This is a genomic window from Shewanella sp. SM21, from assembly GCF_025654335.1.
Taxonomy (GTDB): domain Bacteria; phylum Pseudomonadota; class Gammaproteobacteria; order Enterobacterales; family Shewanellaceae; genus Shewanella; species Shewanella oncorhynchi.
Genome location: NZ_JAKKRL010000006.1, coordinates 29,660 through 48,897, shown reverse-complemented (window position 1 = coordinate 48,897; position 19,238 = coordinate 29,660). Strand labels below are relative to the sequence as shown.

Here is a 19,238-nt window from a genome sequence, read left to right as displayed (position 1 = left end):
GAAAATCCAATGTCAGTTTTTGCAAAATTTATCGTTATTGAAGGTTTAGAAGGCGCAGGTAAGTCGAGTGCGATTAACCTTATTCGCGACTTTATTGAAAAACATACGGGTAAAGCGCCGATTTGCACCCGCGAACCGGGCGGTACACCATTGGCCGAACGTATCCGTGATTTAGTTAAGATTGCTGATGCGAATGATCCCCTGTGTGATGAGGCCGAGTGTTTACTCATTTATGCTGCCAGAGCTCAGTTAGTTGCTAATGTCATAAAGCCCGCGCTTGCGCAAGGACAATGGGTATTGGGTGATAGACACAATCTATCGTCATTAGCTTATCAAGGTGGTGGCAGAGGGTTAATGCCGTTAGTGGAAGCGGTGAGCACTGCAACACTAAAGGGATTTAAACCCGATCTTACTTTGTACTTAGATTTAGATCCTAAGCTTGGGCTTACCCGTGCAGCTAAACGTGGTGAACTTGATAGAATTGAGCAACAAGCGATTGATTTCTTTGAGCGCGCACGCGCTACGTATCTCAAACTTGCCAGCGAAGATGACAGTATTGTGGTTATAGACGCGAGCCAAACTATGGCCGAAGTGCACAAAGATATCTTAGCTGTGCTTCAGGCGATGGTATGGTAGCCGAGTCCGGATTTACGGCTGAGCAATTACCTTGGCTCGAAGGGCCAAGACAGGCATTTTTAGCTCAATTAGCGCGTCAAAAAATACCTCACGCACAACTCGTTGGCATTGATTCAGCCTATGGCGGTGAGTTGCTGAGTGTGTTTATGGCGCGCGCGGCTATGTGTGTGCAGCCAACGCCTGTGGGAGCGTGCGGTTTTTGTAAGTCTTGTCAGCTCTATGATGCGGGCAATCATCCTGATTTTTATCATATCGCCGCCGATGGCAATCAAATTAAAGTCGATCAAATTCGTGAGCTGTGTACGCGTCTGACGGCCACTGCACAGCAAAGTGGCAGGCGTGTAGCGATTATCCACCACAGCGAGCGTCTTAACTCCGCTGCCGCGAACGCACTCCTTAAAACCCTTGAGGAGCCTGGTAAAGACACCTTACTGATTTTGCAGTCGGATACGCCTGCACGTTTGATGGCGACGGTTAGCAGTCGTTGTCAACGCATTCCTTTTGTCGTTCCGAGTCGAGAGGTCATCAAAAACTGGCTTGCCCAGCGATGTGGTATTCAAGAGGATGTAACTTGGTGTTTGAGTGTGGTGGGTGGGCCGTTAAAGTTGGCTGAGAGCTTGCGGTCTGAGGGTAGCCAACAGAGTCGGTATCAATCTTTGCTACAATTTCGCAAAGATTGGGCACAAAGTTTGTCGTCTGGTCATCTGTGTGCTAGTTTGTTAATAATAAGTGAACAACAAATAATTGATGTTCTTAAGGTTTTGTACCTACTTATACGACAGGTTTTACTGAAAAATAGCCATCAAGATGCGTTTGTTCATGCGCAGCTCGGGAATTTGGCGGCTAAGATCATGGGAATGTGTCATAGCTTAAGCACAATGCCGAGCGTCAATTATCTGGCCCTGTGTCAAAGTTATGTCTTAGAATATAGAGAGATAACAAATAAGTAATATGCCATGGTAGATCTCGTCGTTAATTTTGATACCTTACATCAGTTATATCGTGCCTATATGCCTTTTATTAAGCCGGCAGGATTATTTATTGCGACCAGTGAAAGTCATTATCTTGGCCAACCGCTGACGATTGCGTATCGTTTACCCGGCGCAACCCTCACTAATGAATTTCGTGGTGTTGTGGTGTGGATTAATCCCTTAGGAGCGTCGGGTGGCCGCCCTGTGGGGATTGGCATTAAAATTATTTCTGAGCCAGATAGCCATAAACACCATATCGAAAAGTTACTGTCCCGCGAACTCGCCTCCGGCGATCTAACCTGCACTATGTAGCTTAGCCTGCATTATTGATCTGGTTTAAACGTTTGTTCACTGCCTAAACTGGCTATTTACTTCTGTTGAATTTGACCTCGATCTCTTGGCTGGGTATCCTTGTCGTCCTTTGTTACTCTGCTTGGAAATCCTTGTGCTTATTGATTCACACTGCCATCTCGATCGCCTCAAAGCGGCGCCTGATCAACAAACCTTAGAACAGATTCTTGCTAATGCTAAAGCCCGTGGCGTGGACTATATGTTGTGCGTGAATGTACGCCAGCAAGGATTTGAATCGATGCGAGATAAAGTTGCAGCCTTCGAACAGGTATTTTTGTCATCAGGTGTGCATCCATTAGACGTTAAAGAAGGCCTCGATGTTGAGCAAATCCGCCGCTTTGCCACCGATCCTAAAGTGGTCGCGATTGGTGAAACGGGGTTAGATTATTTTTATGCCGACGACACTAAGCTGTTGCAACAGCAATGTTTTGAGCAGCAGATTGCCCTTGCGGTAGAAGTGAATAAACCTTTAATTGTCCATACCCGTGATGCACGTGAAGATACGATCAATATGCTTAAGCAGGGCAACGCGGATAACGTTGGCGGCGTGCTGCATTGCTTTACCGAGAACTGGGAGATGGCGAAAGCGGCGATTGATCTCGGCTTTTATATTTCGGTTTCAGGCATAGTCACTTTTAAAAATGCGGGTGATCTGCGAACCGTTATTCGCAAAGTGCCTCAGGATCGTCTGCTAGTTGAAACTGATTCGCCTTATTTGGCGCCGATCCCACACCGTGGACAAGAGAATCAGCCTGCCTATGTGCGTGATGTGGCTGAGTTTGTGGCAGAGCTTAGAGGTGAGCGTTATGAAGATCTTGCTGAATACACCAGCAATAACTTCTTTAATTTATTCAAAGATGCAGCGCGTTTAGTTGGCCGTTAGCAGCAAGTGCTTTGAATCACTTTATGCGATTGCGTGATTGTTAGCGTACAGGCATAAAAAAGGCCCAAAACGATTAAAGCTGTTTGGGCCTAGGGGAATGGCTCATTGAAGAGCCGTGCGCTACAGGTGAAAGCGCCATGCAGTGCGCTTTACAATAGACTCAGTGTAGTCGAGCTTTTGTCTTATAGTCGCGCTCACTTTCCCCCTTTTTTAGGTTATTTATCGCTAAAAAACAGCGAAATTATAACGATTTCGTCTGTTCTGGTAGCAGTAACACTTTATCTTTCACTAAGTCTCTGGGTAGGTTGTTTTTTAACTTATTGCCTAAATGTTTCGCCATCCCTAATGGTGCACCGCCATAACAGACGATCACTTCACCTTGAGCTTTCACTGCGGTGTTTAGGGCAATATCTCGCCCCATCAAATACTCTTTCGCTTCAACATCGCTCACATCGACCGTTTTTGCGGTTGGGCTGAGCTGTTTTCCTGCTAATGCAATAATCGCTTCATGGCGGACTTTAAAGCCGTGTTTACTGTTATCGGCGAGTTTAATGCCAATACGCTGAAAGCGCATACGGCCGATAAAAGCGTTGAATTCATGCGGGAATAGCCAGAATTCATCATCGCGAACCATGATGAGTTCGTCCGGTAAGCTGATGCCTAAATCCTGCTGAAAATAGTCTTTGATCCCTTGGGCTTGTTTCGCTGATGCGGGCGTGAAGGGGAAGTTTTTCTGCAGTTTAGGCTCAGGCTGTAAACGCGGCACTGAGGCGGTTTTTGTCAATTTAGCGACAAAGAAACCTTCACTGTCGTAAATCTGTGGCCAGACATGTAAGAAGCCTTCGGGCGTTGTAGCTCGATCTGCGCCATCAAATAAATCGCTTAAGGATTCAAATTGCACCGCATCGCCGTAGACTTGCTTTAAATACTCGCACACGCCTTGGTTTTCGAGGCGGTTTAAGGTGCAGGTTGAGTAGACCAAACTGCCGCCGGGTTTCAGGGCGAGAAACGCCGATTCGATTAAGGCTTTTTGGGTTTCGCTAATCGCCAGCACATCGTCTAGGCTCCAGTGTTTTAGTGCATCGGCGTCTTTACGCACTGTGCCTTCACCGCCACAGGGCGCATCGATAAGCACGGCATCAAAACTTTCGTACAGGTATTCGCCAAATACACGGCCATCGAAATGAGTGAGGGCGCAGTGGCTCGCACCCATGCGCAGCACATTGGCGTGCAATACTTTCACGCGGCTCGCCGAATACTCATTAGCCACCAATAAGCCTTGGTTTTGCATTAATGCGGCCATTTGAGTGGTTTTTGAACCGGGTGCGGAGGCGAGATCGAGTACGCACTGCCACTTTGCACTAGGCGTAAATAGTGCGGTCGGCGGCAACATAGAGCTGGCTTCTTGAATGTAGAATAGACCCTGAATGTGCTCTAAGGCATTGCCGAGCTGTTCTTCTTCGTCGTAACTGATCCAAAATCCGTCTTCACACCAAGGAATAGGATCGAACGTCCAGCCCTTAGGTTGCATCAAGGTCTTAAAGTCGTCACTGCTGATTTTTAAGGTATTGACCCGAATTGAACGTCTAAGCGGCCTGTCGCAGGCGGCAATAAACTCGTCCATGGATAAATGGGCGGGGAGTTCTTGGGTGATTGTATCGATAAAAATTTGATTTAATTGGACCATTGATTTCATTGAACCATAGGAAAATAGACTGTGTATCAACTGGTGCGAGTATATCATAATCCCTTATTGGGTCTGAGATTTTATCCCGAGCCGCCAAGGTTGCTATTGTGATTTAATGTTTATGCTTTGACGATTTGAGCGATATTGGAATGAGTCGCCATAAAGCTAGCACTCAGTAGCAATGAGCTAATAGAATAAAAACAAATAAAAATAAGGGGATTAGCGTGCTGAATCGTGTGTGGTTGGCTTTTTTTATCACGGCATTGCTTGCAATAGCGGTGCAACTGTTCAATGGGCACATAGAAGTCCTATCGGCTTCGGTCGCCGCATTATTTGCGAGTGCTAAGCTTGCCGCTGAAATTTCCCTTGGGCTGATTGGCGTGCTTTCTCTGTGGATGGGATTGATGCAGGTAGGAGAAAAGGCTGGCGTTGTCGGCGCTATTGCCTTTGTGTTTGAGCCATTACTGCGCCGTTTGATGCCTGAAGTGCCCAAGGGGCATCCGGCCTTTGGCAGTATCACGATGAATTTAACAGCGAATATCTTTGGGTTAGATAATGCCGCCACACCACTTGGTTTAAAGGCGATGCATGATTTGCAGAGTTTAAATCCGCTAAAAACCGTGGCGACCAATGCGCAAATCTTATTTTTAGTACTCAATACTTCCTCTGTGACCTTAGTGCCTGTGACGGTATTTCTTTACCGTGCCCAGCAAGGTGCCGCTGCGCCTGCGGATATTTTCTTGCCGATTTTACTGGCCACTTCAGCATCGACATTGGCGGGTTTGCTGGTTGTGGCGTTAGTGCAGCGAATTTCATTATTAAACTCAGTGGTGCTCGGTTATGGCGCCTTGATGCTCTCAGGGTTAGTGGCGAGTGGTTTTTATCTGATGACTTTAAGTGCTGATGCCATTGGCACAGTGTCGACGGCAATGGGCAATGGTATCTTGCTGTTATTGGTATTTACCTTCGTGATTGTTGCGGGCATTCGCAAGGTGGCGGTTTATGATGAGTTTATTGAAGGGGCGAAGGCGGGTTTTGCCCAATCCATCCAATTGATCCCTTATTTGCTCGCCATGCTATTAGCGATTGGTTTACTGCGTGCATCCGGCGCCTTGGATTATCTGTTGCACTTGATTGCCACTGGTGTGCGGATATTGGGTTTTGATACGCGTTTTGTCGATGCTATGCCGACCGCGCTGATGAAACCTTTTAGTGGCTCAGGCGCCAGAGCCATGATGCTTGAGACAATGGATCACCACGGAGTAGATTCCTTTGCGGGTCGATTAGCGGCGATTTTTCAGGGTAGTACTGAAACCACTTTCTATGTTCTCGCTGTGTATTTTGGTTCTGTGGGTATTCGCCATGGACGCCACGCCTTAGCTTGCGGTTTAACCGCGGACTTTGCGGGGATCAGTGCCGCGATTGCCGTTTGTTATTGGTTCTATGGATAAGGGGGCTAGAGTATTGAGCGACCTAGAATGTCTCAATAACATTGCGAGAAGCTAAAAATAAATCAGGCGCATTATGCGCCTGATTTATTTGTAAGAGCTTTAATATTAGTGCGTTGGTGTAAGTATTTTGATGAACATAATTACTGGGTAGGTGCCCATTGCTGCCATTCGGTTTCGGCTTTGTGTTGCAATCTTAATACTGTGCCAGTCGCTAAACGATTATCCCCTTGAGTCGTGTCCTTAGTCGCCACATTGATGCCGCCAGCGAGTAAGGTTTCCAGCGAGCCCGCTTCGATTTGGGCACCTGAGAAGAGGCCAACATCGACTTTAATCCCTGAGGCATCCCAGAACTGACTGCTTTGATTCACTAAGTGACTGTACTGCGGCTCAATATGGGCTTGCATCAGCACGCTATTGCCCTGTGTCGACAGGCTATAGCCGTCGATTTGACCTACTTTAATCCCACGGAAGAAGATAGGTGTGCCGACTTTCATCGAGCCTAAGGTGTTATCTTCTAAGGTGAATTTTAGCGCATCTTCGGCAACGTTGGCATAGCTGCTGGCAGCGAGGTTGGCAACAAACTGGGTCGCTTTCTGACTGCTTGTACCCGGCAGTACACCGATATAAGGGCCAGTTAACAAGGTATCAGGCGCTTTAATTCCCGCCAGAGAAATTTGTGCATCCACTAAATGATATTCACAGTCACTGCGGCTGAAATGTTCGGCATATTCCCCGTAGAGATATGCGCTAGCTGTGAGTGTATCGAGATCCGCATTGAGCTTCACCTGCGACACTTCACCCACTTGATGACCTTGATAGCGAATCGCTGCCTTGGCCGCCAGTTTGCTTGAGGCGGGTAGGGTGAGGCGAATTGCCTGCGCCTGAGTTAATGCCAGCTGCTTGCTCTCATAGAGTTTTAAGTTAGCTGCATTGCTGGCTTTGTCATTGCTATCAAGCAGTCCCAGACTGATGCTGCCCTTTAATGCCCCTTGTAGCGGGGCAACGGCGACATCAATACCGGCAAGACTGGCACTGATATCCACGGCGTTGTTACGCCAGAATACTTTTGGCTTTTTCAGCAAGGGTTGAAACTGTTTGTCGATAGCGAGCTTGATAGCGAAGTCTTCGGTTTTGCTTTGCCAGTTCACTGAGTCAACTGTACCAATTTGCATTTTTTTATAGTAAATCGGTGAGCCTTGGCTGACATCGGCGCCATCTTGACTGATTAACGTTAAATGCACTTGCTGCTGACGATCATAAAAAGCTGTCGCGGCATCCACAGAGCTAAAGAGGGGCAGAGCGCTGTTAGCAACTAAAGGTGTGTCGCTATGACCTTGGATCAAGCTAACTGCACCTTGAGTGAGTGTTGTAAAATCCCTTGCTTTGACTGAGACCCCGTCTAACGATGCGTTTACCGTTAATGCTGACTCAGGCACAAAATAGCTGTCGCTGCGAATTAGACTGGCAAACTCAGGTTGTAGCTCGAGTTGGTATTCCACCGCCGATAAATCTTTGGTTAACTTAACCGCAAGCACTGAACCAATGGGAATTTGCTTGAAGCGAACCTGAGCGCCCGCTGAAATACCCATGTTTTCGGCTGAGGTTAGGGTCAAGAAACGCTTCTTAGATTGCAGTAAATCAGGCGCCTTTGATTGTAAGACAAAGCTGTTTGGTACCGAGCTTTTGGTGTTGATGCCTGGCAGGAAGTTGATCACGCTACCTGTCAGTAAACGTTCTGGATTTTTAATGCCTGAGAGGGAAATATCAGCACCTTCAAGCCAAAACACGCCGTCGTTAGTTAACAGTGAACCGTATTGAGGTTCAAACTTAGCCACGGCTGTAACACCATTAGACGTGAGTTGTTTACTTAAAATACTGCCAATGCTCATGCCGCGATAAACGATGCGGGTACCTTTGTCGACACCGTTAGCGTCAGCCATGGTCAGGTTTATTTCTATGCCGCCAAGGGCAGTGGTTTCTGAATCATAAAGCGAAAAAACGTCACCGTTTTTAGCTATGTCTGCTTTATCGTCAGAGCTGAAACTCACGCCGCCAGCCAGAATGGATGCCAAACTCTCTGAACTGACTTTAACTCCAGTTAGTGAAGCATCAATTTTGACGCCAGAAACATTCCAAAAGTGAGAATTTTTCTTCACTAATCGCGCGTATTGCTCTTGAATGAAAGCGCTGATAATGACTCTTTGATTGCCATCTAAACGATAGCTGACCACGCTACCCACGGGGATTTGGCGGAAAAATATTGGCGAGCCAACATCGAGTGAACCGAGTTTATCGGAGGTCAATTCGACCATCACACCTTCTGAGCCGATTTGCATCGGCGGCGGTTGGCGTTCTGCTTCAAAAAAGGTCGAGGCATTACCTTTCCCTGGTTGGATAGCAATATAGTTACCCGAAAACAGCGCATCTAAGCCTTCAACACCTGTAATACTTGCTTTAGGTGTGACAAGCCAGAAGAGGGTTTCTTTATTCAAAAAAGGCTTAGCGCGGTAGTCCATCATGACCTTGACGTTCACGCCTTTGAGATCGTCATCTATGCCAATGTCTTTAACTTTACCGACAGTCAAACCTTGGTATTTGACTAAGGTTTTACCCACATCAATCCCTGTGGCGCTCGGAAAGTGAATTTGAATTTCAACCCCCGATTCTTTAATGCTCTTAATGCCCAGCCAAGCACCTAATGCCAACGCGACAATAGGAAGCAGCCAAATGGGCGAAAAGAGTTTTTTCTTTACAACTTTCGGCGATTCAATTTGTGTCATCTTGAGGTTCCAATCGATCCCAGAGTAAACGAGTGTCTAAAACTTTTGCGGCTAACTGAGTTAACAGAATCACCAAGGCAAATGCGGTAGCCGCAGGCGCGGGTTTCGCGTCGAGTAATTGTCCCATGTTCACTAATGCCACTGTGATTGAGATGACAAATAAATCGAGCATTGACCAGCGGCCAATCCATTCGATGATGTGAAAACCCACCATCAATTTCTTTTTTGAAATCGGGATATCAAAGCTTATCGCACACAGATAAATGGATAAGCCGATGATTTTAATCCATGGTACTAAAATACTGGCGGTAAACACTATGATGGCAATAGGCAGCATATCTGAATGCACTAAATGCAAAATGCCTGAAAAAATGGTGTCGTGCCGCACTTGCCCTTGATTGGTCAGCATAGTGATAGGGTAAATGTTGGCTGGCACCAGTAAGATGGCAGCGGTAATCAACAAAGCCCAACTTTTTTGCAGGCTGGAATAGTCTCTGACGTGCAACTCAGTTTCACAGCGCTGACAGTGCGTGAGTTCACTGCTGTTGAGTTGGCGACACACTTTACAGAGACATAGGCCGATATCTTTACCTTGTTGTTTCATATCAGCTATGACCTTCCAATAACGTCCACATATGTTCTAAGTCGTATTCTCTTTGTAGAAACAAGGTCACGAGAAACAGCATAGTGAAGCAAAATGTGCCCATACCAAAATAAATGTCCGAAAAATCAGATAGCTGAAATGATGAAACTAAGAAGCTGATCACATAAATTTCCAGCATAGTGAGTTGCGATAAGACGCCATGAAATTTTAACAACTGCTTCAATGAGTTACGCCAAAAAAGGCTACTCAATCCCCATTTCACAATTAAAATCTGTGTCAATATCGATAACAGTAATAAGCCTGGACCTATCACAGCTGCGGCAAGTACGGCGACACCTACAACCCAATAGCCTTGGTCAAATACTGCAAATGCCCCTTGGAAAACCGTAGTAGTACGAATACTGCCGAAAAAGTGGATCTCGAGTACGGGTAAAAAATTGGCAGGGAAATAAAACACTAATGCCGAAATACATAGGGCTAACATACCATTCACAGAGCAGTATGGCGTGTCATAAAGTGCAGTGCTGCAACGAGGACAGATTGCTCTAACGCCGCTAGGCAAGGCACGTTTGCGGACTGCTAAATCGCAGGAGCGGCATAGGGTTACTGAATTTTCTGCTGCGTTTTCATGCATATAAAAATATATATTAGCCTAATAGGAGTAATAACAGCGAGATCGGTGCAAAGTGTCGTGCTAGTTAGCTGTTAAGCCACGTCTAGCGCTTTATAATCTTGGCAACGAAAGTACGCTAATAATATCAGATTAATCAGAACACTTGCATCACAAGTTCAATCTATGTCACTCTAGTTACTGTATATAAAAACAGTGCGAGGGCAGTCATGGCAGTAATAACACAGTTTGTCGTGGTCAGAGAAGGGGTTGAAAAGATGACATTCACATCTAAGAAGGAGGCTGATGCCTACGATAAGATGCTCGATATCGCCGATAACCTTATCCCCTTCATTCAAAAAGCTGATTTGGGTATAGATGAAAGTGTGGGCGAAAAGCTCGCATTCTATTTTGCTAACAATAAAGATGAGCTGACGAACTTGCTTAAAGGCGCCGTTCAGGTTAATAGTACGCCAACGAATCCGCCTGCAGCGAAAAAAGCGGCTAAAAAGACCGAAGCAGCAGAATAAAATTGTTAGGAAATGTAATGAAATCGAAATTTTATGAGTCACTTAACCGTCAAGCCTTGGCCTTGTTGGAAGGGGAAGACGACCTTGTTGCGGCGATGGCGAATTTTTCAGCCTTGCTCAATGATAATTTAACTGAGCTGAACTGGGTGGGATTCTACGTCATGCGTGGTGAACAACTGGTACTTGGCCCGTTTCAAGGTAAAGTGGCTTGTACACGCATTCCGTTAGGAAAAGGTGTGTGTGGTACAGCAGCATTCACTAATCAAACTCAGCGAGTGGCTGATGTCCATCAATTTGATGGTCATATTGCCTGTGATTCTGCCAGTAATTCTGAAATCGTTGTGCCAGTTCGTGCGCAAGGTAACGTGGTTGCCGTGCTCGATATTGACAGTCCTATCTTCGATCGTTTCGATGAAGAAGACCAAAAGGGGCTGGAATTACTGGTTAAAAGTTTTGAAAACTGCCTATTTGATTAATTTGCGTACAATAACGCATAATTCATAGTCGCAATCGGTGGCGTGCGCCTTATAATATGCGCCTGCACGCATTAAGCTGGTTTGATTGGCATGCAATGAATAAGCTTAGTGTTTTGAGCTGTCAAAATTTGTTAAGGTATATTTTTTAACTTTAGTAAACGCGGCTAGGATGCTAATTTGTACGTTGACTCAATATTGAGTTTAACGAAGATAAACGACATGTAAGAAGCTGATATATATCACCTCGAATCGATGTCCCTTTTTGACTGTGGAAGTAATGATGGAATCAACAGAAAAGTTGACCGACACCAATGCAATTTTGGCGTATTTGTATGAAACATTTCCTTTGTGCTTTATTGCTGAAGGTGAAACTAAGCCATTAAAAATCGGATTGTTTCAAGATTTGGCTGAAAGGTTGGCTGATGATTCTAAAGTCAGTAAAACTCAGCTCAGAGTTGCCTTGAGACGTTACACCAGCAGCTGGCGCTATTTAAAGTGCGTTAAAGCAGGCGCACAACGCGTAAACCTGGATGGCGAACCTTGCGGCGAGTTAGAGCAAGAGCACATTGATCATGCTCAAGCCATGTTGAAAGAGAGTCAGGATAAGGCCAAAGCGAAACGTGCAGCACTTGCACCTAAGCCCGCGGCGAAGAAAGCACCTAAAAAGGTGGCTGTTCCTCAGCGTCCTAAAACTGAGCGTCCTGCTAAGCCTGCACCAAAAGCTGCAGCGCCAGTCGTCAATTATGTTCAAGCACAATTGACTGATTTAACGAAAAAACAACGCGTCAATGTTAAATTAGGTATGACACCCGTAGCCGGTGTGATTACTGACATTAACAAGGAAGATATTCATGTTCAGCTTGATAGTGGCCTAACGATTAAAGTTAGAGCAGAACATATCCTGCTGTAATCATTTATTAAAACGGAGTAACTTGTTGATGCGAAAACTCACTTTGGCTACCTCGATCGCCACTGTTTTTGTCGGATTCTCGGCTTGGGCCGTACCACCCACGATTCAAATCAGCGAGTTACCCACTCTCAAGCAGGAAGCGCAACATAAGGTTGCGAGCAAAAGGGTAACGGACTTATACACTCGTTCGCACTATCATAGATTCAATCTTGATGACGCCTTTTCTGCGCAAATTTTTGATCGTTATCTGCAGCAGTTAGACTATCGCCGCAATGTGTTAACCCAAGCGGATGTCGATAGTTTTAAACCTTATGCTACCCAATTCGATGACATGCTCAGTTCTGGTGAACTTGAGCCTGCCTATAAAATGTTTGATATCGTCCAAAAGCGCCGCTATGAAGGCTTTGTCTATGCTTTATCTCTATTAGATAAAGAGATGGATTTTTCTGCGCCCGGTGATGCCTATGAGTACGACCGCGATGAGGCCGCATGGCCAAAAGATCAAGCCGAGATCAATGAGTTATGGCGTCAACGTGTTAAATACGATGCGCTAAATCTGAAACTCACAGGTAAGAAATGGCCTGAGATTGTTGATATCCTGCAAAAGCGTTATAACAACGCTATTAAACGCTTGATTCAAACTAACAGTGAAGACGTGTTCCAAGGCGTGATGAATGCCTTCTCTCGTAGCATTGAGCCACATACAAGTTACCTTTCACCACGCAATGCTGAACGTTTCCAAATGGAAATGAACTTGAGCCTTGAAGGCATTGGTGCTCAACTGCAACTTGAAGACGATTACACAGTCATTAAAAGTTTAATTACTGGCGGCCCTGCTGCGGGCAGTGAAAAACTGTCGCCGGAAGACAAGATTGTCGGCGTCGGTCAAGAAGGCGGCGAGATTGTTGATGTGATCGGCTGGCGTTTAGACGACGTGGTTGACCTGATTAAAGGTCCTAAGGGCAGTAAAGTTGTTCTGCAAATTTTACCGAAGAAAGGCGGTTCCAATGCTAAGCCATTCGACGTTACCTTAGTTCGCGACAAAATTCGTCTTGAAGATAGAGCGGCAACCTCTAAGGTGATTGAACCTAAAGACGGCGAGTATGCTAATCGCAAAGTCGGTGTGATCCAAATTCCTGGTTTCTATATGAATTTGTCGCAGGACGTTGAAAAAGAGCTAGTGAAGTTAAACGACGCCAAAGTAGAAGGCATAGTCATTGACCTTAGAGGTAACGGTGGTGGTGCATTAACGGAAGCCGTGCTACTGACGGGACTTTTTATCGATATGGGCCCTGTAGTGCAAATTCGTGATGCCGATGGACGAGTGTCTGCGCATCGCGATAACGACGGTAAAACCAGTTATGTAGGACCATTGACTGTGATGGTTGACCGTTACAGTGCTTCAGCCTCTGAAATTTTTGCTGCCGCATTGCAAGATTATGACCGTGCACTGATCGTCGGTGAGTCGAGTTTTGGGAAAGGCACAGTACAGCAGCATAAGAGCCTAGGCCGTATCTACGACATGTATGAGAAGCCAATTGGCCATGTGCAGTATACGATTCAAAAGTTCTACCGTATTAATGGTGGTAGTACACAGATTAAAGGTGTGACCCCCAACATTGCTTACCCAAGTGCGTTGGAGCCGGGCGAGTACGGTGAAGCTGAAGAGAAAAATGCTTTACCTTGGGATAAAGTGCCTATGGCGCAATATGGCACGCTTAATGATGTTACGCCTGAGTTAGTGACTAGCCTTGAATCTAAGCACCTTAACCGTATAAAAAACAGCGTAGAGTTTGCCTATATCAATCAAGATATTGCCGACTTTAAAAAGCATCACAAAGAGAAAACTGTTTCTCTGGTTGAAAGTGAGCGTATTGCTTCCCGTGAAGCCGATGAGAAAAAAGTCCTCGACAGAACAAACGAGCGTCGAGTCGCCAATGGTTTAGCACCGGTTAAATCAATGGAAGACATTAAAGACGACGCTGAATTGCCAGATGCATTTTTAGACGAAACCGCTTATATCACCTTAGATATGGCTGATGTGCAAAAAGTGGCTAAAACTAGTGCTAAGTAGGCGCTAGTCGAGTCGATTTATCCGATATCAAAACGCGCTTATGGCGCGTTTTTTCTTATTTAGATCAGCGTTAAAGGGATCGAAATGACACAAGCTCAAGCAAAATACTTAAAAGATTATCAAGCGCCACTTTTTACGATAGAGACTATCGATTTAGCATTTAATTTGGCTGGCAATGAAACCCAAGTGCAGGCGATCAGTCGTATAAAACGCACTTCAAAACATGCACAAGCCTTAGTGTTGGATGGCGAAGATTTGACCGTTGTTTCGCTGACTGTTAATGGTGATGCTGTGCCTTACCATGTTAGTGCAGGTCAATTAGTTCTAGAAACTGAGCTTGATGAGTTTGAGCTGAACATTATCACTAAGCTCGATCCTGAAGCTAATTCGAGCCTTGAAGGGCTCTATATGTCCGATGGTGCCTACTGCACGCAATGCGAGGCAGAGGGCTTTCGACGTATCACTTATTTCCTTGATCGCCCTGATGTATTAGCTAAATACACAGTTCGTATTGAAGCCGATAGAGCCGCATTCCCGTTTTTACTGAGTAACGGTAATTTGATTGATCAAGGTGAGTTAGATGGTGGACGCCATTATGTTTGCTGGCAAGATCCATTTCCAAAACCAGCGTATTTATTTGCCTTAGTCGCTGGCGATTTTGATCTATTGCAAGATGAGTTCATTACTCGCAGTCGCCGTAAAGTGATCCTGCAAGTGTTCGTTGATAAAGGTAATTTACATAAAGCACACCATGCGATGGCATCACTTAAGAAATCCATGGCATGGGATGAGAGCCGTTTTGATCTTGAGTATGATTTAGATATTTACATGATAGTGGCCGTCGACTTTTTCAATATGGGTGCGATGGAAAACAAAGGCTTAAATATCTTTAACACTAAATATGTGCTTGCAGATACCTTAACGGCCACCGACGAGGATTACCACGGCATTGAATCGGTTGTAGGTCATGAGTATTTCCATAATTGGACAGGAAACCGCGTAACGTGCCGCGATTGGTTCCAGTTAAGTTTGAAAGAAGGCTTAACGGTTTTTCGCGATCAAGAATTTAGCTCAGATTTAGGCTCTCGTGCTGTGAATCGAATTCACGCAATTAAAGTGATCAAGAATCAGCAATTTGCAGAAGATTCTGGCCCTATGTCCCATCCTATTCGTCCAGAATCTGTCATTGAGATGAATAATTTCTACACTGTGACTGTGTATAACAAGGGCGCTGAAGTCATCCGCATGATGCACATTTTGCTCGGCGAAGAAAAGTTTCAGGCGGGAATGAAACTGTATTTTAAACGCCACGACGGCCAAGCTGTCACCTGTGATGATTTTGTGGCGGCAATGGAAGATGCCAGCGGAGTGGATTTAAACCAGTTCCGTTTATGGTATAGCCAAGCTGGTACGCCGATTGTGACTGCGATGGACAGCTTTGATGCGCAAACGGGTGTTTATCAATTGACCCTTAAACAAAGTCTAGCGAACTGTGCATCACCGCTGCATATTCCGTTTAGCTTAGAGCTCTTAGATGCGAAGGGCCATTCTTTAGTGAATGAAATCCTCAATTTTACTCAAACTGAACAAGTGTTTAGCTTTGATGGACTCACTCATAAACCCGTAGCTTCGTTACTGCAAAACTTTTCCGCGCCCGTTAAATTACAATATCGATTCAATGTGGATCAACTCGTCCACTTGATGCGTTTTGCTAGCAGCGAAGTGGCGCGTTGGGAAGCCTCTGTGACTCTAGTGAGCCAAGCTATTTGGCAAAATGTGGCGAGTTTACAACAGCAACAAGCTATGACGCTCGATCCCCGTGTGCGCGATAGTTTTAAAGGTGTGTTGTTAGACACTGAGCTTGATCCGGCATTGATCGCCGAAATATTAGCGATACCTACGGCTTCTGCTTTGATTGAGCAAACAGAGAGTGTTGATCTAGATGCGTTAGCTTTAGCACGTGAATTTGTACTAATAGAGCTCGCTTCACATAGTGAAGATGAATTGATTGCGCTATATCGTTCTTTAGTCGCAGTAGAGAGTACGCAGGCAAGAGCCCTTAAAAATCAGTGTTTAACTTGGTTAGCTCGGGTGTCGGATGAGGCTGAGGGGTTAGTGATTTCTCAGTTCGATAACGCCAGTAATATGACGGATTCTCTTGGTGCGTTGACGGCAGCCAATGTTGGGAATTTACCTTGTCGTGATGAACTGATGACGACATTTGAGCTACGTTGGCAGGATACGCCATTAGTGATGGATAAATGGTTTATGTTGCAAGCGACCCGTGATGCAGATGATGTGATTGAGTGTTTGCGTCAGTTGCAGCAACACAAGTGCTTTAGTGTGAGCAATCCAAACCGAGTGCGTGCTTTAGTGGGCAGTTTTGCTGCCAGTAATATTTATCAATTCCACCGTAGAGACGGTAAAGGTTATGCTTTCTTAACCGAATGCTTAATGACTCTTAATAAGCTCAATCCGCAGGTTGCGGCCCGTATGGTGACGCCATTGATCCAGTATCATAAATTCGACTTAGGCCGCCAAACCTTGATAAAAGCCTGTTTAGGGCAACTTTTGGCTTTGCCTGACTTATCTAAGGATATGTACGAAAAAGTCTCTAAAGCATTGGCAAAATAGCAGTTTGTAGGAGGAGGGCAGCAGTTTGTGCTGCCCTGATATTATGGAACTGTATTTCAAATTATCGATCAGCTATCGAGATTTCTTACCTTATTATCAAGGGCTTGCCGATAAAGTCGAGGTTCGTGAAACTCAAGGGCGGATTTTGTGGATTAATGGCCGTCATTTTAGGCGTTTTTTAACCGAAAATGGCATTCAAGGCTATTTCAAATTGGTTTTAGATGACAAGGGACAATTTGTTTCATTAAATCGAGTTTAGTCTTAATTTGTTTATCTTTACTTAGAGCAATTACTTTAAACGGTCGGCTGATTACTAAGCTCGCTTTGTGATATTTTATTTTTAAATATGTTAATGAATTATATGATTTTTTAATGTGTTTTTATGTTTCATTCCTATTCCGCTTTTCGCTAATTTAAATCTCTCCTTTTTAGTTAACGGTACAAATGTACCTACATGCTTAATTCTTTAGAAAATTTTCTCTAACTGCGCCTTGCTCAAGGGGATTAATTGCTGTAACAATGATGTTACCTGTGAGCTAACAAGATGTTGGTTGTAATTCCTAAAACAAAGAATCCAGCAGGGTACGGAGAGCTAAAATGAAAATTGTTAAAAATAGTTTTAACAAATCGGCGCTTGCTTTGGGGGTGGCGTCGGCATTGAGTTTGTTAATGATCCCAAGCGTTAATGCAGTATCTTTTAATTGGGGAGAGGTTGAGGGCACATTTGACTCAACTTGGACTGCTGGTGCGAGCTGGCGTGTAGGGGAGCGCGATTGGGAAGGTCAAATTGGTAAGGTTAATCAACCCCAATTCGATTGGTCTAATTACAGCGCATTTGGCAATACTAAATACACTTCTGCTGAGATTTGGGCACAGCCCGGATCGTATTCCAGTAACAATGACTTAAGTAATTTACTTTATTCTCAAGGCGATACTACGTCCGAAATCGTTAAAGGTTTGCATGAATTGTCATTGAAATACAAAAACTACGGTTTATTCGCTCGTGGTATGTATTTCTATGATCGTAAACTCAATGACGGTAATTATGATTTTAATGATCCGATAACGGGCAAAGAGTTTGACCCTTGCGAAGATAACCGTGCTTCAGAAGTTCAATGTAAAGATATTCGCTTACTCGATGCGTTTGTGTATGGCAACTTTGACCTCAACGATGGCGCTAATCCATTATCTATTCGTGTAGGTAATCAAGTGGTGTCATGGGGTGAAAGTACACTGATTGCCCATGGGATCAGTGAAATCAACGCCGTTGACTTGAACATACTTAATGCACCAGGCGCTGAACTAAAAGAAGCGTTCAGACCTCAAGGCATGGTGTGGGCTTCCCTTGGTTTGACGGATTCATTAACGGTAGAAGCATTCTATCAATATGATTGGCAACCTATTTGGGTTCCAACACCGGGTTCTATTTTTGCGACTAACGATTTTGCGGGTTTCGGTGGTTACGCTCAAAACGCTCAGCTTGGGTTTAATGCTAACCCTGACATCAATTTAGACTTCGTAATGCAAGAATACGAGCGTTTAGCGGGCATGATTGCCAGCGGCCAATCTATTCCGACACAGCAATTGGTTTCTATGGCCTTAGCCTACCCAACAAAAGTGACGCTAGTGCAGGATGAGGCAGAGCCAAGCAATGATGGCCAATATGGTATTAAGCTGGGTTATTACGCGCCTTCACTGGGTGAAACCGAATTTGGTTTTTATTTCATGAATTACCATAGCCGTCGTCCTCTTATCAGTGGTACAGCCGCCGATTTTAGCACGGGTGCACTTTTGTCTGATCTGGCGACTATAGGTCAAAACTCGGGTAATATTGATCGTGAATTGCTGCTCAATTTGAAGAGTTTCTCTAAGGCGCAAATCGTTTATCCAGAAGATATCAAGCTTTACGGTTTCAGTTTCAATACCTTGGTTGGTGATACCTCTGTCGCGGCTGAAATTGCCCATCGTCAGGATGAACCACTGCAAATCGATGACGTAGAATTGTTGTTTGCCGGTATGCCACAGCAGTTAGCTAACGCTGGTCTTCGTCCAGATCTCGATGGTATTTCACAGATTAAAGATGTTAAGCCGGGTGAAACCGTGGATGGCTTTATCCGTCTTGATACCACTCAGGCGCAGATGACTTTCACCCATTTATTTGGTCCAACGTTAGGTTTAGATAACTTGACTATGTTGGCCGAAGTGGGTGGCGTGTGGATCCATGATATGCCAGGTTTTGATGAGCTACGTCTCAATGGTCCTGGTACGTCACGTTCTGGCGGCAACCCGGATATGCCCGGCATCATTCAAGCCTTGCACAATGGTCCTGAAACTAACCCGTTTCCAACCGACTTTGCTTGGGGATACCGTTTAGTTGGAAAGGCGGATTTCAACAACATATTTGCTGGGGTCAATATGTCTCCACGGGTGATTTTCTCCCATGACGTTGATGGTATTACACCTGATCCTATGTTCCTGTTCACGGAAGGACGTAAGTCTGTCGCGCTAGGCGTTAACTTCGACTATCAAAACCGTTGGGGTGCAGATATCTCCTATAACAATTTCTTTGGCGGTGTCGGTACGACGAATGCGATGGCAGATCGTGATTATGTTTCATTCAATATCAAGTATTCGATCTAAA

16 protein-coding genes are annotated in these 19,238 nt (G+C 45.0%); 12 read left to right on the top strand and 4 right to left on the bottom strand.

Translation table 11 applies throughout. The features are described from left to right. The first annotated feature begins 9 nt into the window (after positions 1–9). From tmk to L5L94_RS09190, 4 genes are all read left to right on the top strand, one after another. Positions 10–636, top strand: coding sequence for a dTMP kinase (gene tmk, locus L5L94_RS09205; protein WP_028759750.1), 627 nt, complete (start codon positions 10–12; stop codon positions 634–636). After that, the gene (gene holB / locus L5L94_RS09200) at positions 630–1,586 is read left to right on the top strand and encodes a DNA polymerase III subunit delta' (RefSeq protein ID WP_263162743.1); all 957 of its coding nucleotides are present in this window, start codon (positions 630–632) and stop codon (positions 1,584–1,586) included. The genes tmk and holB overlap by 7 nt, the downstream gene beginning before the upstream one ends. Before the next feature lie 6 nt (positions 1,587–1,592). Then, positions 1,593–1,919 (top strand): PilZ domain-containing protein, encoded by a 327-nt coding sequence (locus L5L94_RS09195; protein ID WP_028759752.1) that lies wholly within the window; start codon positions 1,593–1,595, stop codon positions 1,917–1,919. 133 nt (positions 1,920–2,052) lie between these two features. Then, complete coding sequence (locus tag L5L94_RS09190) at positions 2,053–2,841, top strand: TatD family hydrolase (protein WP_131523337.1); 789 nt, start codon at positions 2,053–2,055, stop codon at positions 2,839–2,841. 241 nt (positions 2,842–3,082) lie between these two features. Here the strand turns inward: L5L94_RS09190 and rsmF are convergent, their stop codons facing one another. Beyond that, positions 3,083–4,528 carry a 16S rRNA (cytosine(1407)-C(5))-methyltransferase RsmF gene (rsmF, locus tag L5L94_RS09185; protein ID WP_263162739.1) on the bottom strand — a complete coding sequence of 482 codons (1,446 nt, stop codon included), beginning with the start codon at positions 4,526–4,528 and terminating at the stop codon, positions 3,083–3,085. 224 nt (positions 4,529–4,752) lie between these two features. On the opposite strand from rsmF, the gene L5L94_RS09180 reads away from it, so the two are divergent. Beyond that, positions 4,753–5,979 carry a nucleoside recognition domain-containing protein gene (locus L5L94_RS09180; protein WP_263148416.1) on the top strand — a complete coding sequence of 409 codons (1,227 nt, stop codon included), beginning with the start codon at positions 4,753–4,755 and terminating at the stop codon, positions 5,977–5,979. Between the two features lie 140 nt (positions 5,980–6,119). Here the strand turns inward: L5L94_RS09180 and L5L94_RS09175 are convergent, their stop codons facing one another. From L5L94_RS09175 to L5L94_RS09165, 3 genes are read right to left on the bottom strand one after another with little or no spacing between them, the layout of a single operon-like run. Next, a complete protein-coding gene (locus L5L94_RS09175) occupies positions 6,120–8,759 on the bottom strand; it encodes a PqiB family protein (protein ID WP_263162736.1) in 2,640 nt (879 codons plus the stop codon). Beyond that, on the bottom strand, positions 8,746–9,363 hold the full coding sequence (locus tag L5L94_RS09170) for a paraquat-inducible protein A (protein ID WP_105252657.1): 618 nt from the start codon (positions 9,361–9,363) through the stop codon (positions 8,746–8,748). Before L5L94_RS09170 ends, L5L94_RS09175 begins: the two co-directional genes overlap by 14 nt. 1 nt (position 9,364) lies before the next feature. Continuing rightward, positions 9,365–9,997 carry a paraquat-inducible protein A gene (locus L5L94_RS09165; RefSeq protein ID WP_028759758.1) on the bottom strand — a complete coding sequence of 211 codons (633 nt, stop codon included), beginning with the start codon at positions 9,995–9,997 and terminating at the stop codon, positions 9,365–9,367. Positions 9,998–10,203: 206 nt separating this feature from the next. On the opposite strand from L5L94_RS09165, the gene L5L94_RS09160 reads away from it, so the two are divergent. The 7 genes from L5L94_RS09160 (at position 10,204) to L5L94_RS09130 (ending at position 19,237) form a co-directional block, all read left to right on the top strand. Next, the gene (locus tag L5L94_RS09160; RefSeq protein WP_105252655.1) at positions 10,204–10,503 is read left to right on the top strand and encodes a YebG family protein; all 300 of its coding nucleotides are present in this window, start codon (positions 10,204–10,206) and stop codon (positions 10,501–10,503) included. Positions 10,504–10,520: 17 nt separating this feature from the next. Beyond that, entirely contained in the window at positions 10,521–10,979 is a 459-nt protein-coding gene (locus L5L94_RS09155) for a GAF domain-containing protein (protein ID WP_028759760.1), read from the top strand. A gap of 280 nt (positions 10,980–11,259) precedes the next feature. Further along, the gene (gene proQ / locus L5L94_RS09150; RefSeq protein WP_028759761.1) at positions 11,260–11,889 is read left to right on the top strand and encodes an RNA chaperone ProQ; all 630 of its coding nucleotides are present in this window, start codon (positions 11,260–11,262) and stop codon (positions 11,887–11,889) included. A gap of 28 nt (positions 11,890–11,917) precedes the next feature. Next, positions 11,918–13,963 carry a carboxy terminal-processing peptidase gene (gene prc / locus L5L94_RS09145; protein WP_263162733.1) on the top strand — a complete coding sequence of 682 codons (2,046 nt, stop codon included), beginning with the start codon at positions 11,918–11,920 and terminating at the stop codon, positions 13,961–13,963. A gap of 84 nt (positions 13,964–14,047) precedes the next feature. Further along, positions 14,048–16,597 (top strand): aminopeptidase N, encoded by a 2,550-nt coding sequence (gene pepN / locus L5L94_RS09140; RefSeq protein ID WP_263162731.1) that lies wholly within the window; start codon positions 14,048–14,050, stop codon positions 16,595–16,597. A 43-nt stretch (positions 16,598–16,640) separates the two neighbouring features. Continuing rightward, positions 16,641–16,856, top strand: coding sequence for a DUF2835 domain-containing protein (locus tag L5L94_RS09135; protein WP_028759764.1), 216 nt, complete (start codon positions 16,641–16,643; stop codon positions 16,854–16,856). A 338-nt stretch (positions 16,857–17,194) separates the two neighbouring features. Beyond that, complete coding sequence (locus tag L5L94_RS09130; protein WP_263162729.1) at positions 17,195–19,237, top strand: DUF1302 domain-containing protein; 2,043 nt, start codon at positions 17,195–17,197, stop codon at positions 19,235–19,237. Position 19,238: the final 1 nt, after the last annotated feature.

Coding starts and splice junctions, on each gene's coding strand:
- L5L94_RS09175 (WP_263162736.1), bottom strand. CDS start 8,759: ATGACACAAATTGAATCGCCGAAAGTTGTAAAGAAAAAACTCTTTTCG.
- prc (WP_263162733.1), top strand. CDS start 11,918: ATGCGAAAACTCACTTTGGCTACCTCGATCGCCACTGTTTTTGTCGGA.
- L5L94_RS09170 (WP_105252657.1), bottom strand. CDS start 9,363: ATGAAACAACAAGGTAAAGATATCGGCCTATGTCTCTGTAAAGTGTGT.
- L5L94_RS09195 (WP_028759752.1), top strand. CDS start 1,593: ATGGTAGATCTCGTCGTTAATTTTGATACCTTACATCAGTTATATCGT.
- L5L94_RS09160 (WP_105252655.1), top strand. CDS start 10,204: ATGGCAGTAATAACACAGTTTGTCGTGGTCAGAGAAGGGGTTGAAAAG.
- tmk (WP_028759750.1), top strand. CDS start 10: ATGTCAGTTTTTGCAAAATTTATCGTTATTGAAGGTTTAGAAGGCGCA.
- pepN (WP_263162731.1), top strand. CDS start 14,048: ATGACACAAGCTCAAGCAAAATACTTAAAAGATTATCAAGCGCCACTT.
- L5L94_RS09135 (WP_028759764.1), top strand. CDS start 16,641: ATGGAACTGTATTTCAAATTATCGATCAGCTATCGAGATTTCTTACCT.
- L5L94_RS09130 (WP_263162729.1), top strand. CDS start 17,195: ATGAAAATTGTTAAAAATAGTTTTAACAAATCGGCGCTTGCTTTGGGG.
- L5L94_RS09165 (WP_028759758.1), bottom strand. CDS start 9,997: ATGCATGAAAACGCAGCAGAAAATTCAGTAACCCTATGCCGCTCCTGC.
- holB (WP_263162743.1), top strand. CDS start 630: ATGGTAGCCGAGTCCGGATTTACGGCTGAGCAATTACCTTGGCTCGAA.
- rsmF (WP_263162739.1), bottom strand. CDS start 4,528: ATGGTCCAATTAAATCAAATTTTTATCGATACAATCACCCAAGAACTC.
- proQ (WP_028759761.1), top strand. CDS start 11,260: ATGGAATCAACAGAAAAGTTGACCGACACCAATGCAATTTTGGCGTAT.
- L5L94_RS09155 (WP_028759760.1), top strand. CDS start 10,521: ATGAAATCGAAATTTTATGAGTCACTTAACCGTCAAGCCTTGGCCTTG.